Raw genomic sequence first — 15510 nt, 5'->3', positions numbered from 1 at the left:
AAGGCACCTCAATCCCCCTGCGGGAGTTTTAGGCTACCCGGGCTTCACGGCATTTCCGGCAATTCCTGCGGCCGCAAATCAAACACCAGTACCTCGGCATCCACGCCGTTGCTCAAGGTCAGCACTTGCTCCTCACGCACCCGCACACCATCACCTTCCTGCAACTGCACGCCGTTCAGCTCGACACTGCCCCGCGCCACATGCACATAGGCGTAGCGATTGGCAGCCAGTTCCAGCGTGGCGCTTTCCTTGCCGTCGATCAGGCCTGCATACACTCGCGCATCCTGCCGGACTTTCAGCGAACCGTTGGCCCCGTCAGGGGAGATGATCAGTTGCAAGCGCCCGCGTTTTTTCTGCGTGCTGAAGTGCTCTTGCTGGTAACGCGGTTTGGCGCCGCTAACCTCTGGCACGATCCAGATTTGCAGGAAGTGCACCGGTTTGTTCGCCGAGTGGTTGAACTCGCTGTGAGCCACGCCGCTGCCGGCGCTCATCAACTGCACGTCACCGGGACGGATCACCGAACCGGTGCCCAAGGTGTCCTTGTGTTCCAGGGCACCTTCGAGCACATAGGAAAAAATCTCCATGTCGCGGTGAGGGTGCTGGCCAAAACCTTTGCCGGCCGCCACGCGGTCGTCGTTGATCACCAACAGGTCGGAAAAACCCTGCTCCCGCGGGTTGCGGTAGTTGGCGAAGGAGAAGGTATGGAATGACTTCAGCCAACCGTGATTGGCCGCGCCGCGATCCGAAGCTTTACGAAGGGTCAGCATGATGAAATCTCCTGTCAGGACGTGAATTCGTCCGAGTGAGGAGAAGGTTAATGTTTACCATTGAGCGCAATAAGTAGATGAAATTTGAAATACTGTCTCACTCAGGTTGACAGTCATGCACACGAATTCACGTATCCTTGTTGTTACACTTGGCCATAATGCCGGGCGCTCCCACACGGAGGGTGGTATTTGGTGCAATGGTATTAAACAGTTCCTTTTAGTGACCTCAGTGATTTTGAATCCATGAAAACCGTGGCAATGGTGCTGTTCCCCGACTTTCTTCTGCTCGACATGGCCGGTCCCATGGAGGTGTTTTCCATCGCCAATCGTTATCTGGCACCAGGCGATCGTTACGAGCTGTCAACCATCGGCACCGAGCATGGCGCATTGCGAGCCTCAAACGGTGTCAACGTTCAGGCCGATTTGCACATCGATCAAGCGAACGAACGCTATGACTTGTTGCTGGTGCCGGGCGGGCCGGGGGCCTATAACGAAAAACATCCACCGTTGCTAGCGTGGCTTCAGGGCGCTGTCTGCCGTGCGAGCCGATACGGTTCGATCTGCACCGGCGCGTTCGTGCTCGGGCATGCCGGGCTGCTGGACGGCTATCGCGTGACCACTCACTGGCATTACACCGAGCGCCTGATCAAGGGCTTCCCCAAGGCCACCGTCGAGACTGATCAGATTTTCGTACAGGACCGCAATCTCATAACCTCTGGCGGTGTCACCGCAGGCATCGACATGGCGCTAGCAGTCGTTGCCCAGGACCATGGCAAGAAAGTCGCCCAGGACGTTGCCAAAGTATTGCTGGTGGTGATGAAGCGCCAGGGCGGGCAGGCGCAGTTCAGTCCGTTGATGGCGGCGGTGGCCCCCCATGAAACGCCGATCACCCGGGTACAGAACCATGTACTCGAACGCCTGGATGAAGCGTTCAGCATCGAACGCATGGCCAGTCTGGTGAACATGAGTGCGCGGCACTTCGCCCGGGTTTTCGCCCGGGAAGTGAACATGACGCCGATGGAGTTTGTGCAAAGCGCGCGCATCGACTGCGCCAGGAATCTGCTGGAAACCAGCGACCTGCCGCTCAAGACCGTGGCCTATAAAAGTGGCTTTGGCAGCGTGCGGCATATGCGTTTTCTGTTCAGTGAAAAGCTCGGCCTGACCCCTACTCAATACCGCGAACAGTTCAGTTAGGGTGCGTTGTCCGTCACGCGCACCTTGATGGCCGTGACGCTCCTCCCGCGGCCGTTGTACCGACACCCATGCCTGCCAAGATACCCGTGAACTCTTTGCCATGGAGGTGCGGGAGCCTGGATGGACTCGTGCGATGGATTTTGCGGTACCTTGCCGGGCCAGGTTTTCAGCGCATGAACGTGCATGAACAGCCTCAGAAATATAAACAGCGATGCGGTGCTGCGGTTCGGGCCCTATGCGTTTCACCTGCATCAGCGATTGATCCTGGAGGGTGATCGGCCGTTGCGCGTGGGCGGGCGAGCCCTGGATATCTTGCAGGTGCTGGTCGAACGCGCCGGTTCAGTGGTGAGCAAGGATGCCCTGATTGCCCGTGTCTGGCCGACCTCGGTGGTTGAGGAAATCAACCTGCGCGTGCACATCGCCGCCCTGCGTCGGGCACTCGGCGATGGCCAGAACGGGCAGCGTTACATCGTCAATATTCCCCAGCGCGGCTACAGTTTCATCGCCCCGGTACACCGCGACGGGACAGGCACGCCGGTGCCGGTCGAGACAGTGCACAAGCCTCAGCACAACCTGCCTGCGCGGCTCACTCCGGTGACCGGTCGCGACTCGATCGTCGGCAGCGTGGTCCGGCAATTGCCGGTTCGACGTCTCATGACCCTGGTGGGTCCCGCTGGTATCGGCAAAACCACCGTGGCGCTGCGAGTGGCCGAGTTGCTGTTGCAGCACTATCAGGACGGTGTCTGGAGGGTTGATCTGGCAGCCATCGATGACCCGGCGCAACTCGTCGAGCATCTGTCGCGCACGCTGGAAATGGACGTCGGGACAGCGCTGGCGCAACGGCATGCCTTGGTGGTGCTCGACAATTGCGATCACCTGCTCGAATGCTGTCGAGCACTGGTGGACAATCTGCTGGCCTCGGCGCCACGGCTGTCGATCCTGGCCACCAGTCGCGAACCACTGCAAGCGGCGGGGGAAACGCTGCTGCGTTTACCGGCCCTGGCGGTGCCGCCGGCCTCAGCGATATACAGCGTGGCCGAGGTCATGGATTATTCGGCGGTGCAGCTGTTGGTCAGCCGCGCTCGAGCCCGTCAGCAAGGGTTTGCCCTGCGCCAGCAGGATCTTAAGGCTGTGCGCGAAATCTGTCGGCGCCTGGATGGCCTGCCCCTGGCCATTGAACTGGCGGCGACGCAAATCGATGCATTGGCGCTGGTGGGGGTGCAAGCGCAACTCGGCAACTGTTTGCAGTTGTTGACTCAAGGCCGGCGCACCGCTCTGCCACGGCATCAGAGTCTGAAAGCTGCCTTGGACTGGAGCTATGAACAGCTGAGCCCGATGGAGCAAACCGTATTGCAGCAGCTGGCAGTGTTCAAAATGGCATTTACGCTGGAATCGGCGATTGGCGTGATCAGTTGCGCGGTGCTGCGGCCCACCTGCCTGGTCGAAATCATAGAGCGACTGGCGAGCAAATCACTGCTGTCGGTGGAACAGGGCTGCGGCGAGACCCGTTACCGTTTCCTCAACACCACGCGCACCTACGCCTTGGAGAAACTCGATCACAGTGGCTACTTGCGAGCCTATGAACTGCGTTATGAGCGCTACATCAGCCGGGCACGCTGGGCATCAGCCGGGCAGGTGTCTCTGCAGCTCGTCGAGTAGCCGACGGACTTTCATCAAGTCCGGTGTGGCAAAGCCTTCGGTGAAACGCTGGTAAATCGGCGCCAGCAACTCATGGGCTTGCCGCAAGTGACCCTGACGCTGCCACAGCTGGACCAGTGACGTGGCGCTGCGCAGTTCCCAGGCCAGCGCTCCCTGGGTCTTTGCTATGGCTAACGCCTTGAGCAGCATTGCCTCGGCCGCATTGACCCGGCTCGGGCAATCCTCGGTCAGCAACGCGTCGGCCCGGGCTCGCAGAATTTCCGCGGTGCTCCAGCCAGCCGCGCCGTTTTCAGCCCGTTCCAGCAACGCGTCATCGATGAAACGGCTATCCAGTGTGACCATGATTTCCTTGATCAACCCGGTATCCGCTCGCGGTGACGAGGGCGCATCGCCCCCCTCGATCACCTGCGCGTAATGTCTGGCCCACGTGTGAAACAGCAGCACCGAGTGTTTCTTCGCCTGTTCAAGCAGCAGGTTCAGAAGCTCGCGGGCGACCGGGGTGTCGCCGTTGTAGTGAGCGATCAGGCAACCGGCCAGCGCCAGGGTGTAGCAGATGGACGTGCCATGATTGATCTGCATCGCGATGTCGAGCGCTTGCCGCGCGGTGCGCCAGGCTTTTTCCGGGTGCCCTTGTAACCAGAGAATGCGCGCCAGAATCGTCAGGGCTGCGACGCTCTGATCGTAATGCACGCCAAAGCAATAGCTGAAGCGGTTGAGGTGACCGTTCTGGGCCAGGCATTGAATGACCTGTTCGACATTTTCCCGCGCCAAGGCCTGATCCCCGGCAAAGTGCAGGGCCAGCACCCGCAAGCGTTGGGTGCTCAGGGACAACACCGCATCGCCCTGCAGCCCCAACCGCTCGAATTGTCGACTCTGCTCCAGGGCCAGTTGGTAGTGGCCGCCACTAAGATCAACCGCCAAGTGCCCGGAAATCGCTTTGAGCTGACCGGCCACATCGTTGCAATGTTCGGCCAGGTATTTGGCACTGACGAATGCTTCGACGGCTTCCGCGCTACTGCCCAACGTGTGGTAGCACGAACTGCCAAGGGCAAGCTTGAGGGTCATGGTCAAACGCGGGCAGGGCTGTTGCGTTGCTTCGAGCAACGCCAGGGCTTTGCGCACGTACACGCCGTGTTCCTTAAGCAACGACAGCTCCTGCCAGAGCGGTGCCGAAGTCGCGGCGAGGCGGATAGCCAAGGCCTGCGGGCCTTGAGCGTTCAAGCCCCAATCGAGCGCCGCGCGAATATCTTCCAGGTTGCGAGCGTAACGCTCGGTCCAGCGATCGCTCGAGATCTGCTCCCAGTCGTTCTGGGCTTGCTGCATCAAGGCCAGGCAGCGCTCAGCGTGGCGCTCGCGGGTGTCCGGCAGTTCCTTGGCCTGGGCGAGTTTTTCCAATGCATAGTCACGCGTGGTGTCGAGCAAACGGTAGAACACCTCTTCGTCGCCGACTTCCACATTCAGCAATGACTTGGCGACCAATTGGGTGATCGAGGCGAACACCACGCCGGGGTCGATATGGTCACCGACGATCACGGCGGCCGCCGACTCCAGGGTGAAGGCGCCCCGGAACATACCCAGTCGACGCAGGCAGATTTGCTCACAGGCATTGAGTAGTTCGAAGCTCCAGTCCAGCGTCGCGCGCAGTGTCTGATGGCGGCCCAAGGTTGTTTGGCAGCCTTGGGTGAGCAGGCGAAAGCTGCCTTGCAGTTGCGACAGCAACCCACTCAATCCCAGGCTGCCCACTTGCGCCGCCGCCAGTTCGATGGCCAACGGGATGCCGTCCAGACGCCGGCAGATTTCAATCGCCAACGGCAATTCGTCTTCGCTCAGTTCGAAGCTGTCGTGGCTGGCCATTGCCCGTTCGACAAATAACTGCAGCGCCGAAAACGTCAGGGCCTGAGCGCGATCGAGGACGGCAATGGGCGGCGGACAGTTCAACGACTCCAGGCGCTGCACGAACTCGCCTTCGGCCCGCAGGCTTTCGCGGCTGGTGGCCAGAATGTGCACCTGGGGCGCCACGCGCAGGATGCTTTCACTGAGCAACGCAATGGCATCGATCAAGTGTTCGCAGTTGTCGATGACCAGCAGCATCTGCCGTTCGCGCAGGAACGTGGCGAGACCGTTCATGGGTTCGGCATCGTGCAAGGACAAATCCAGCAGCGTTGCCAAGTGTGTAGTGATCATCATAGGGTCGTTGATCGGTGCCAGGTCCAGCAGACGAATCCCGTCTCGGTAGCGGCCGATCAATTGTTCGGCAACGCGCAGTGCCACCGTGGTCTTGCCGATTCCTCCGGGGCCCACGAGGGTGATGAAACGCTGCCGCGCCAGTTGCGTCACCAGGCTGTCGACCAGCGCCTGACGACCGATCATGCGGGTACGACGGATTGGCAGGTTATGCCGGCTCGGTCCATTTTCTTCGCTTTTCGGGCTTTGCTCGACGTGCTCCACAGAGAACGGCGCGACAAAACTGTACCCGCGCTGGGCAACGGTGACGATGTAGCGCTGGCCGGCCTGCCCGTCACCGAGGGCTTTGCGCAGCGCCGCCATGTGCACCCGCAGGTTGATGTCTTCCACCACGCTTTTGGGCCAGACCCGAGCGATCAGTTGCTGCTTGCTCACCACATGCCCGGCGTGTTCCAGCAGGATCAACAGAATGTCCATGGCGCGCCGACCCAGGCGTAAGGGCTGGTCGGCCTCCATCACCAGGCGTTGTCCGGGGTAAATCCGGTAAGGGCCGAAACGGATGGCCTGTTCGGGGGAAAGGGTCAACGGGTCACTCCTGCTTGCATCCGTCTATCACGCGGTATCCGGGCATATTCCTCAGGTTTTTTCGGCAGCGCAACGCAGCGTCGAGCACTTGGTCGCAGTGCGTATCGGTCACTGTACTCAAGCCAGTGCTGGCCGGTCCCGTATTTATTGGGCGCGATGCCGCTGAAGGCGCTGCGGGATCCATTGGCGCACCCTTAAAAATTAACAACGTTTAACTCGTCCTGTGTCCGGTCTACGCTCAAAAATCCATCCCTTCAAGTTCAACCGAAGGCACTGACCTTCTAGCAACAAAAAGCGTGCCGAAAAAAGGATGAACACTTCTGGAGGAACCGGAATGAGCAACGTGGTGGTGGTCTATCACAGTGGCTACGGGCACACCCGGGTCATGGCCGAAGCCGTGGGACAGGGTGTGGAACGGCACCTGGGCAGCACCTGTCGGCTGATTCCGGTCGAGGAAGTGGATGAGCACTGGGAACGTTTGCACCATGCCGATGCAATTATCTTTGGCGCCCCGACTTACATGGGCAGTGCCTCGGCGGCCTTCAAGGGGTTCATGGAAGCTACCGCGTCGTTTTACCTGGCCCAACCCTGGCGCGACAAACTCGCAGCCGGGTTCACCAATTCTGGCTGCCTGTGCGGCGACAAGCTCAACACCTTATTGCAAATGACAGTGTTCGCCGCCCAGCACTCGATGATCTGGGTCGGCCTCGACCTGCTGCCGGCGCGCAGCAGCATTGGCCTGTTCGATGGGCAGTTGAATCGGCTCGGCAGTTCGCTGGGAGCCATGGCCCAATCGAACGTCGAACAATCCCCCGACCTTGCACCGCCGCCCGAAGACCGCCGCACTGCCGCGCATCTGGGCGAGCGGGTGGCTCGCCTGGCCGAACGAATGGCCCGAACTTCTTATTAACCGACGCAAAATCCATGCATGAGGAGACATCACCATGAGTACCTTTACCACCCGAGACGGCACCGAGATTTACTACAAGGATTGGGGCACCGGTCAGCCGATCGTCTTCAGCCACGGTTGGCCGTTGAATGCCGACAGCTGGGAATCGCAGATGATTTTCCTGGCCTCCAAAGGCTACCGGGTCATCGCCCATGATCGCCGTGGTCACGGTCGTTCGAGCCAGCCATGGTTCGGCAATGAGATGGACACTTACGCCGATGACCTGGCGCAGCTGATCGAGCATCTGGATCTGCAAAACGCCGTGCTGTTCGGCTTCTCCACCGGCGGTGGCGAAGTGGCGCGCTACATCGGTCGCCACGGCACCGGTCGCGTGGCCAAGGCCGGGCTGATTTCCTCGGTGCCACCGTTGATGCTCAAGACCGAGGCCAACCCCGGTGGTTTGCCCCTGGAAGTGTTCGACGGTATTCGTCAGGCGTCCCTGGTCGACCGTTCGCAGTTGTACAAGGATCTGGCCAGCGGTCCGTTCTTTGGCTTCAATCGCCCGGGGGCCAAGCCGTCCCAAGGCATGATCGACTGGTTCTGGTTGCAGGGCATGATGTCCGGCCACAAGAACGCGTATGACTGCATCAAGGCGTTCTCCGAAACCGACTTCACCGAAGACCTGAAGAAGTTCGATGTACCGACCCTGGTGGTGCATGGCGACGACGACCAGGTCGTGCCGATCGAAGCCGCCGGCATCGCCGCGGCGAACCTGGTCAAGGGCTCCACATTGAAAATCTACCCGGGAGCACCCCACGGCCTGACCGACACCCACAAGGATCAACTCAACGAAGATCTGCTGGCGTTCATCAAGGGCTGATCAGGATCAAAAGATCGCAGCCTCCGGCAGCGCCTACACGGTTAAGTGAGCCTCTGTAGGAGCTGCCGAAGGCTGCGATCTTTTGATTGTGAGAGAGGGAAGAGAACGCACAGCTCGACAGCGCCAGGCAAACGGTGAAACGCCTTCGCTGCGGGTGAAGATATGGGAAAAATGCGCCTGATCGCAGAAGCCGCATTCCAGGCTGATTTGCGTCAGGGTCAGGTCGGTGTTCTGGATCAACTGCTTGGCCCGGGCGATGCGTTGCCGGCGAATCCAGTCTTGCGGCGAGAGGCCGGTGCTGCACTTGAATGCACGGGAAAAATGACTGCGTGACAGGGCGCAGGCCCGTGCCAGTTCGGTCACTTCCAGAGTTTCACCGAGGTGATCGAGGATCAACTGCCTGGCCAGATTTTCACGCCAGGGGCTGAGCCCGCCAGTGGGTTTCTTTCGCGTTTCAGTGGGGGACGCGCTGATCGCGTTTTGCTGAAAGTGAGCCATGGCCAGTGTCCGTGTCGGAGGGCGCGCGCGGGTGCGCTGCACGGTAAGTCAGCACGTTCCCTCTGAAAAAAAGGTCTGCGCAGAGGGCTTCATTCTTGGTCGCGGGAGCTTTGGCTTGCGAGTTAAACGTTGTTAATTCCTCGAAAGGGGCGGGCTGTCTCGAGTACAGTCAGTCACACTCGTCAACCCTCGTGCCTGGCCGAAAACACAATGGGATTGTGCTTATGAACCGTAACGATCTGCGCCGCGTCGACATGAACTTGCTGGTGATTTTCGAAGCCCTGATGTTCGAAAAGAACCTGACCCGTGTCGCCGAAAAACTCTTCATGGGCCAACCGGCAGTGAGCGCTGCGCTGGGGCGGTTGCGTGATTTGTTCGACGATCCGTTGTTGCTGCGCAACGGTCGCGGGATGGAGCCGACGGCACGGGCGCTGGCGATTCTCAAGGAACTGCAACCGGCAATGGACACCATCTCGGGGGCAGTCAGCCGCGCCAAGGAGTTCGACCCGACGACCAGCTGCGATGTGTTTCGCATCGGACTGTCGGACGATGCCGAGTTCGGTCTGTTCCCACCGTTGCTCCGGCAACTGCAAGAAGAGGCGCCGGGGGTCGTGGTCGTGGTGCGCCGCGCCAATTACCTGCTGATGCCGGCATTGCTGGCCTCCGGCGAAATCTCGGTGGGCGTCAGCTACACCACCGACCTGCCGGCCAACGCCAGACGCAAGAAGCTGCGCGACATCCCCTGCAAAGTACTGCGCGGCGACAACCGGCCAGAACCGCTGACCCTGGATGATTACTGTGCGCGGCCCCATGCCATGGTGTCATTTTCCGGTGACCTGAGCGGCAACATCGATGTGGATTTGGCCAAGGTCGGGCGCACCCGCCGGGTGGTGCTGGGTGTACCGCAATTCAGTGGGTTACGCGCGTTGCTCGCTGGCACTGAGATGATCGCGACAGTGCCGGATTACGCGGCCTGCGCGTTGGTTGAGGGATGTGCATTGCGCGCCGAGGATCCACCGTTTCCCATCGATGCGGCGCAGTTGTCGATGGCGTGGAGCGGGGTGCACGACAATGATCCGGCGGAGCGCTGGTTGCGATCGCGAATCAGTCAGTTCATGTCGGTGACGCTGGATATTCCGGCGGTGTAACCAGGTAAAACACCGCTGCGAACAAGGTGCTTCTGCTCATACCGTTCATCCATTTTTTCCCTGACCTGTTATTTCTGACAGTAGCGCGATGTTGCCAACCGGTGTGTGATGAGTCAGTGCCCATGGGGCGAACTCAATCATGCACAGGGAATGAGTGATGAATAGCCCCTCTGCCGCAGCGGTTATCAACATCCCGCCGGCCCCGCAACTCGAGCAGAATCCAGGTAACCCGCCACTTGACCCGTCGTTGGTCGGCAGTAACCTGACGGTTCTCATCGACCACCCCATGCAGCCCGGGGAGAGCTTGCAAGTGAGATGGACGGCGGTGGCGGGAGCGCCGAGCGAGGCCTCATTCACGACCGTCTTCTTTCCGGTTGGCGGCACGGCGCCATGGAAAGTCCCGCTGCCCAACTGGATAGTGGCTTATAGCTTGGACAACGTGGTGACGGTGACTTATGTCGTCATGAACGGCGCCACACCGATCGCGACTTCCTTACCGTTGACGGTCACCATTCTCCCACTTGCCCAAAGCGCTCTGCCCATTCCGCTGATCACCCAAGCGCTCGACAATGGCATAGGCAGCGTGCTGGACGTTGTGTTCCTGACGAACTTCACCCTGCGCATAAATGGCTGGCCGCTGATAACGGATGGGCAGTATTACTGGATAAGCTTGAGTGGCATCAACGCCGACGACAGCGCTTTCAACGTTGAATACTGGATAGCGCCCAACAGCGTGGTCACCCAGGCATTTTTGCAGTCCGGTTTTTATGCCGAATCGTTTTCGGCGTTACCGCTCAAGCGGCTTAAGCATGGCAGCACATTGACGCTGAATTTCAGGGCAGCGCTGGATAAAAAACTCGACAAGAATGCAGCGCTGAAGTTTGCGCCGCGCCACTACACCATCAATAACGATGCCCAGGCGCGATTGTTGGCTCCCTCTATCGTGGAAGCCAAAGGTAACCCCCATCTGGACCCGCTAGCGGCCCGATACACTCTCACCGCTCGTCTTTCCTTTCCCGTAATACCGGGCGCCAAGGTCCGTGTGCGCTGGATAGGCGCGCAGGGCACTTCGGCAAGCGGTTCATTCGTCACCGATTATGTCGATGCCGGCGCTACCGGTACTAAAGACGTGCCGCTGCCCAATTCGGTAATCGCCTTTAACCTGGGCCAAACGGTGACAGTAATCTTTGACCTGATTGTCGGCACCGCTCCGGCCGTGAGTTCACTGCCGCTGATATTGCCCGTGCTGTCTCTGGCCTCGAGCGCATTGACCAGCCCGATCATCAAGCAAGCTTCGGGCAATGGCTATGGCGACGAGCTGGACTTGACCTCCAGCACGGAGTTCACCCTGTTCATAGAGGGCTGGCCACTGATCGCTATCGGCCAGTACTTCTGGTTAAGCCTGATTGGAACATTGGCCAATGGCGATGTTTACAATGTCGAGTACGTGATTGCCCCCCATCCCCCCGTCGACCATTCGTTTGTCACCCATGACTTCTTTTCGCAAATCTTTTCAACCACGCCGCTGAACCTGCTCGAGGATGGCAGCACGCTGACACTGGAACTCAAGGTGGCGCTGGATAAAAGTTTGAACAAGGCTTTAGCACTGAAGTTTCCAGCACGAAAATACATTGTCAAAACGGGTGGACCGATAGCACTGGATCCGAAGATCTTGTCGGTGAAAGACGCCGCCAATAAGGACATTGCCGATGGTGGGACCACTAACGACACCCGGGTGACGATCAGCGGCACCGCAATTGCCGGCCAACGATTGGAGATACTGGACGGGCTAACCGTCATAGGCACGATCACGGCAGCTTCCGGTACCTGGGAGCTTGGGGCGGTCCTATTGACTGGCGGCCTGCACGTATTCACCGCCCGGCCCCTGGATGGCAGCGGTGGGGTCTCCAGTCCGTGGACGATCAATGTTGTGCTGCTAAACCTGGAATTGACGATTGCAGAAGCGCCTGATAATGGCAATCTGGACCCGCTCGCCGCTACGATGAACCTGACTGCTGTCGTGAATTACGACATGCTGCCCGACGACAGGATCAGGCTGACATGGACCGGTGCGCAAGGCACTCCGGCGGCGGGTTCGCACACCACCAATACTGTCGTGGCCGGCAGCACAAGGCCCAGGAAAATCCCGCTGCCCGTTTCAGTGGTGGCATTCAATCTGGATAAAACGGTATCAGTCACCTTCACCTACGAGCGTGGGCTATTGCCTCCAGTGACGTCACTACCGTTGTTTCTGAAGGTGGGGACTATTCCAGACGCCGAGTTTGTCGCCCCGGTGATTACCCAGGCGAACGGTACCGCTGTGCTGGATCTTAAAACTGTCACGGCTGGCGCGACGTTGCTGTTTGGCGGGTGGCCGCATATTGCTTCGGGACAACGAATATCGCTGGCTCTGATAGGCACCGATGCAAAGGGCGATCCTCATAATCTTACGATCTGGACGGCAGCTGGCAATGCGGTCCCTCGCTCGTGGGCTTTAGGCGGCACCTACAGCCAAAATGTTATTTACGATTACCTGAAAGGTCTTGGGCATGACACCAAACTGTCCATCCACTTCAGCGTGAACCTGGACCGGGTCGCCAATAGCGAAACAGCGGTGGTCTTCCGGCCGCGCGAATATACGATCCTGGCTGGCGCCTGAAAGAAAGCGTGTCGGTAATGCATAAGGCCATCGTCAGTAATGACGTTGGCTGACCCGGCGTTATTGCGAGTCAGCTCGTTCAGATGATCCGGGAGCTCTCGCAAAGAGAGCACGTACATTCAATTTTTTCCTACCCCGCAGCGGCACTATTAAGGCCAATGATCGATCACGGGTAGGGCCATGAACGCTTCGCAATGGAATGAACAGGCTCAAGATTTCGGGCTGCTGTTTCTGCGGGTCAGCGGCGGGCTGTTTTTGTTGTGGGTCCACGGCTTGCCGAAACTGCTCGATTACAGCGCCGAACTGCAACGCATCGAGGACCCGTTCCACCTAGGCACCAGCCTTACGTTGAGTCTGGCAATTTTCGCCGAAGTGCTGTGCCCGCTGCTGATCATCGCCGGTGTGCTGGCGCGGCTGGCGTGCTTGCCTATTCTGTTTGTGCTGCTGGTGGCGCTGCTGGTCGTGCATCCGCAATGGAGTGTGGCCGAAGGGCAGTTCGGCTGGTTGCTGTTGATCCTCTTCACCAGCCTCTTCATCGCCGGGCCTGGCCGACTGGCGCTCAATGTCCGATTCACCGGAGCCTTCCGTTATGCCTGATTCCAATCGATTCGAAGAAGTCGTGACCCTGATCGTCAAGCACCGGGTCAAGGCCGGTTTTGAAGTCCCTTACGAGGCTTGGCTGCGTAACATCGTCAATGTGGCCGGGCAGAGCGAAGGACACTTGGGCGTGGATGTGATTCGCGGCAAGAACGGTGGCCTGGATATGTTCACCTGCGTGCTGCGTTTTTGCTCGACCGAGGCCATGCAGCGCTGGCTCGATTCGCCGCAACGTCAGGCGTTGGTCGATGAAGCTGCGCCGATGCTGGCCGACGGTGACCAGACCGAGGTCAACCCGGTCAATGAGTTCTGGTTCTCACCGCTGGCTGAGGCCGGTTCGCCACCGCCGCGCTGGAAGCAGGCTGTGGTGACGTTGCTGGTGATTCTTCCGCACACCTTGCTGGTGCCGCTGCTCTGGGGGCCGCTGCTGCAGCTCAATGCCTTCCTGTCCAACTACGTGGTCGCCACGTTTCTGATCACCCTGACCATTGTGCTGTCGGTGGTGTACATCTTTATGCCGCTGGCCACGCGCCTGTTCGCGCCGTGGCTGGAAGCCGGCCGGTCCCATTCCACACAGCCTTAAGGAAACGCGATGAACGCCGATCTGATTCTGTTCAATGGCCAGTTCCATACCGTTGACCGTGAAAAGCCCCTCGCCAGCGCCGTGGCGATCAGCGACGGCCGCTTCGTCGCGGTTGGCACCGATGCCGAAGCCATGGCCTTGCGCGGTTCGGGCACCCAGGTCATCGACCTCAAGGGTCGTTGCGTCATTCCCGGCCTTAATGACTCGCACTTGCACCTGATCCGTGGCGGCCTGAACTACAACCTCGAACTGCGCTGGGAAGGCGTGCCGTCCCTGGCCGATGCCTTGCGCATGCTCAAGGATCAGGCCGACCGCACGCCGACGCCGCAGTGGGTGCGGGTGGTCGGTGGCTGGAACGAATTTCAGTTTGCCGAAAAACGCCTGCCGACCCTGGCAGAACTCAACCAGGCCGCACCCGATACGCCGGTGTTCGTGCTGCATTTGTACGACCGTGCGTTGCTCAACCGCGCCGCGTTGCGCGTCGCCGGTTACACCCGCAACACGCCGAACCCGCCGGGCGGCGAGATTGTGCGCGATGCCAACGGTGAGCCGACCGGCATGCTGGTGGCGCGGCCGAACGCGATGATTTTGTACTCGACCCTGGCCAAAGGGCCGAAGTTGCCGCTGGAGTATCAGGTCAACTCGACCCGCCAGTTCATGCGCGAACTCAACCGCCTCGGCCTGACCAGCGCCATCGACGCCGGCGGTGGTTTCCAGAATTATCCGGACGACTACGCGGTGATCGAGCAGTTGGCCAAGGACCAGCAACTGACCATCCGCATCGCCTACAACCTGTTCACCCAGAAGCCCAAGGAAGAGCTGACCGATTTCAAGAACTGGACTGGCAGCGTCAAGCTGCACCAGGGCGACGATTTCCTGCGGCACAACGGTGCCGGGGAAATGCTGGTGTTCTCGGCGGCGGATTTCGAAGACTTCCTCGAGCCGCGCCCGGATCTGCCGCAAACCATGGAAGACGAGCTGGAACCGGTGGTTCGCCACCTCGTCGAGCAGCGCTGGCCGTTCCGTTTGCATGCGACCTACAACGAATCCATCAGCCGCATGCTCGATGTGTTCGAGAAGGTCAACCGCGACATTCCCTTCAATGGTTTGCCATGGTTCTTCGACCACGCCGAAACCATCACCCCGCAGAACATCGAACGGGTGAGGGCGCTGGGCGGTGGTATCGCCATCCAGGATCGCATGGCGTTCCAGGGGGAATATTTCGCCGAGCGTTATGGCACCAAAGCCGCCGAAAACACGCCACCGATCAAGCGCATGCTGGCCGAGGGTGTACCGGTCGGCGCCGGCACCGATGCAACGCGAGTGTCCAGCTACAATCCATGGACCTCGTTGTACTGGATGGTCAGCGGTCGCACCGTCGGTGGCCTGGCGCTGCACAGCGAAGGCCTGCCCCGGCAGACCGCGCTGGAACTGTTCACCCATGGCAGTGCCTGGTTTTCGTCGGAACAGGGCAAGAAAGGCCAGATCAAGGTCGGTCAACTGGCTGACGTGGCGGCATTGAGCGCGGACTTTTTCAGTGTCGAGGAAGAAGCCATCAAATGGATCGAATCGGTGCTGACCGTGGTCGGCGGCAAAGTGGTGTACGCCGCCGGCGAATTCGAAAAACTGGGGCCCCCCAGTGTGCCGGTGCTGCCGGACTGGTCACCGGTGGTCAAGGTGCCGGGTCACTGGCGTCCGACTTCGCCGATGCAGGCGCAGGTTCACCTGTGCAGCGGGCCGTGCGCGGTGCATTCCCACAGCCATGAACGGGCGCGTTTGTCGAACGCACCGGTCAGCGATTTCCAGGGGTTCTGGGGCGCGTTTGGCTGCTCGTGTTTTGCCTTCTAGTCATTTAAAAAAGCGCCGA

12 protein-coding genes are annotated in these 15510 nt (G+C 59.8%); 9 read left to right on the top strand and 3 right to left on the bottom strand.

The features are described 5' to 3' along the window. Positions 1–44 precede the first annotated feature (44 nt). On the bottom strand, positions 45–767 hold the full coding sequence (locus AB3226_RS03450) for a pirin family protein (protein WP_367372035.1): 723 nt from the start codon (positions 765–767) through the stop codon (positions 45–47). Positions 768–1010: 243 nt separating this feature from the next. Here AB3226_RS03450 and AB3226_RS03445 point away from each other — a divergent pair, with 243 nt between their 5' ends. Together AB3226_RS03445 and AB3226_RS03440 are read left to right on the top strand one after the other, a co-directional pair. Then, on the top strand, positions 1011–1961 hold the full coding sequence (locus AB3226_RS03445) for a GlxA family transcriptional regulator (protein ID WP_367372034.1): 951 nt from the start codon (positions 1011–1013) through the stop codon (positions 1959–1961). A gap of 183 nt (positions 1962–2144) precedes the next feature. Then, a complete protein-coding gene (locus AB3226_RS03440; RefSeq protein WP_367372033.1) occupies positions 2145–3620 on the top strand; it encodes a winged helix-turn-helix domain-containing protein in 1476 nt (491 codons plus the stop codon). On the opposite strand, the gene AB3226_RS03435 is transcribed toward AB3226_RS03440, so the two are convergent. Next, on the bottom strand, positions 3585–6389 hold the full coding sequence (locus AB3226_RS03435; RefSeq protein ID WP_367372032.1) for a winged helix-turn-helix domain-containing protein: 2805 nt from the start codon (positions 6387–6389) through the stop codon (positions 3585–3587). The two genes, AB3226_RS03440 and AB3226_RS03435, sit on opposite strands and share 36 nt — an antisense overlap. A 334-nt stretch (positions 6390–6723) precedes the next feature. Here AB3226_RS03435 and AB3226_RS03430 point away from each other — a divergent pair, with 334 nt between their 5' ends. After that, on the top strand, positions 6724–7299 hold the full coding sequence (locus tag AB3226_RS03430; protein WP_367372031.1) for a flavodoxin family protein: 576 nt from the start codon (positions 6724–6726) through the stop codon (positions 7297–7299). A gap of 34 nt (positions 7300–7333) precedes the next feature. Continuing rightward, on the top strand, positions 7334–8158 hold the full coding sequence (locus tag AB3226_RS03425) for an alpha/beta fold hydrolase (RefSeq protein ID WP_367372030.1): 825 nt from the start codon (positions 7334–7336) through the stop codon (positions 8156–8158). A gap of 33 nt (positions 8159–8191) precedes the next feature. Here AB3226_RS03425 and AB3226_RS03420 read toward each other — a convergent pair whose 3' ends face one another. Next, positions 8192–8656, bottom strand: coding sequence for a helix-turn-helix domain-containing protein (locus AB3226_RS03420; RefSeq protein WP_367372029.1), 465 nt, complete (start codon positions 8654–8656; stop codon positions 8192–8194). A gap of 224 nt (positions 8657–8880) precedes the next feature. On the opposite strand from AB3226_RS03420, the gene AB3226_RS03415 reads away from it, so the two are divergent. From AB3226_RS03415 to AB3226_RS03395, 5 genes are all read left to right on the top strand, one after another. Continuing rightward, positions 8881–9804: a LysR substrate-binding domain-containing protein gene (locus tag AB3226_RS03415; RefSeq protein ID WP_367372028.1), complete on the top strand. Its 924-nt coding sequence runs from the start codon at positions 8881–8883 to the stop codon at positions 9802–9804. A gap of 157 nt (positions 9805–9961) precedes the next feature. Further along, complete coding sequence (locus AB3226_RS03410) at positions 9962–12463, top strand: hypothetical protein (protein WP_367372027.1); 2502 nt, start codon at positions 9962–9964, stop codon at positions 12461–12463. Positions 12464–12643: 180 nt separating this feature from the next. Beyond that, positions 12644–13060, top strand: coding sequence for a DoxX family protein (locus AB3226_RS03405; RefSeq protein ID WP_367372026.1), 417 nt, complete (start codon positions 12644–12646; stop codon positions 13058–13060). Then, complete coding sequence (locus AB3226_RS03400) at positions 13053–13643, top strand: antibiotic biosynthesis monooxygenase (RefSeq protein ID WP_367372025.1); 591 nt, start codon at positions 13053–13055, stop codon at positions 13641–13643. Before AB3226_RS03405 ends, AB3226_RS03400 begins: the two co-directional genes overlap by 8 nt. Before the next feature lie 9 nt (positions 13644–13652). Next, positions 13653–15491 carry an amidohydrolase gene (locus AB3226_RS03395; RefSeq protein ID WP_367372024.1) on the top strand — a complete coding sequence of 613 codons (1839 nt, stop codon included), beginning with the start codon at positions 13653–13655 and terminating at the stop codon, positions 15489–15491. The last annotated feature ends 19 nt before the right edge of the window (positions 15492–15510 follow it).

It is taken from the genome of Pseudomonas lini (assembly GCF_964063345.1).
Taxonomy (GTDB): Bacteria; Pseudomonadota; Gammaproteobacteria; order Pseudomonadales; family Pseudomonadaceae; genus Aquipseudomonas; species Aquipseudomonas lini_B.
Note: the sequence above shows the minus strand (reverse complement) of the source record. Positions and strands in the feature narration are given on the sequence as shown.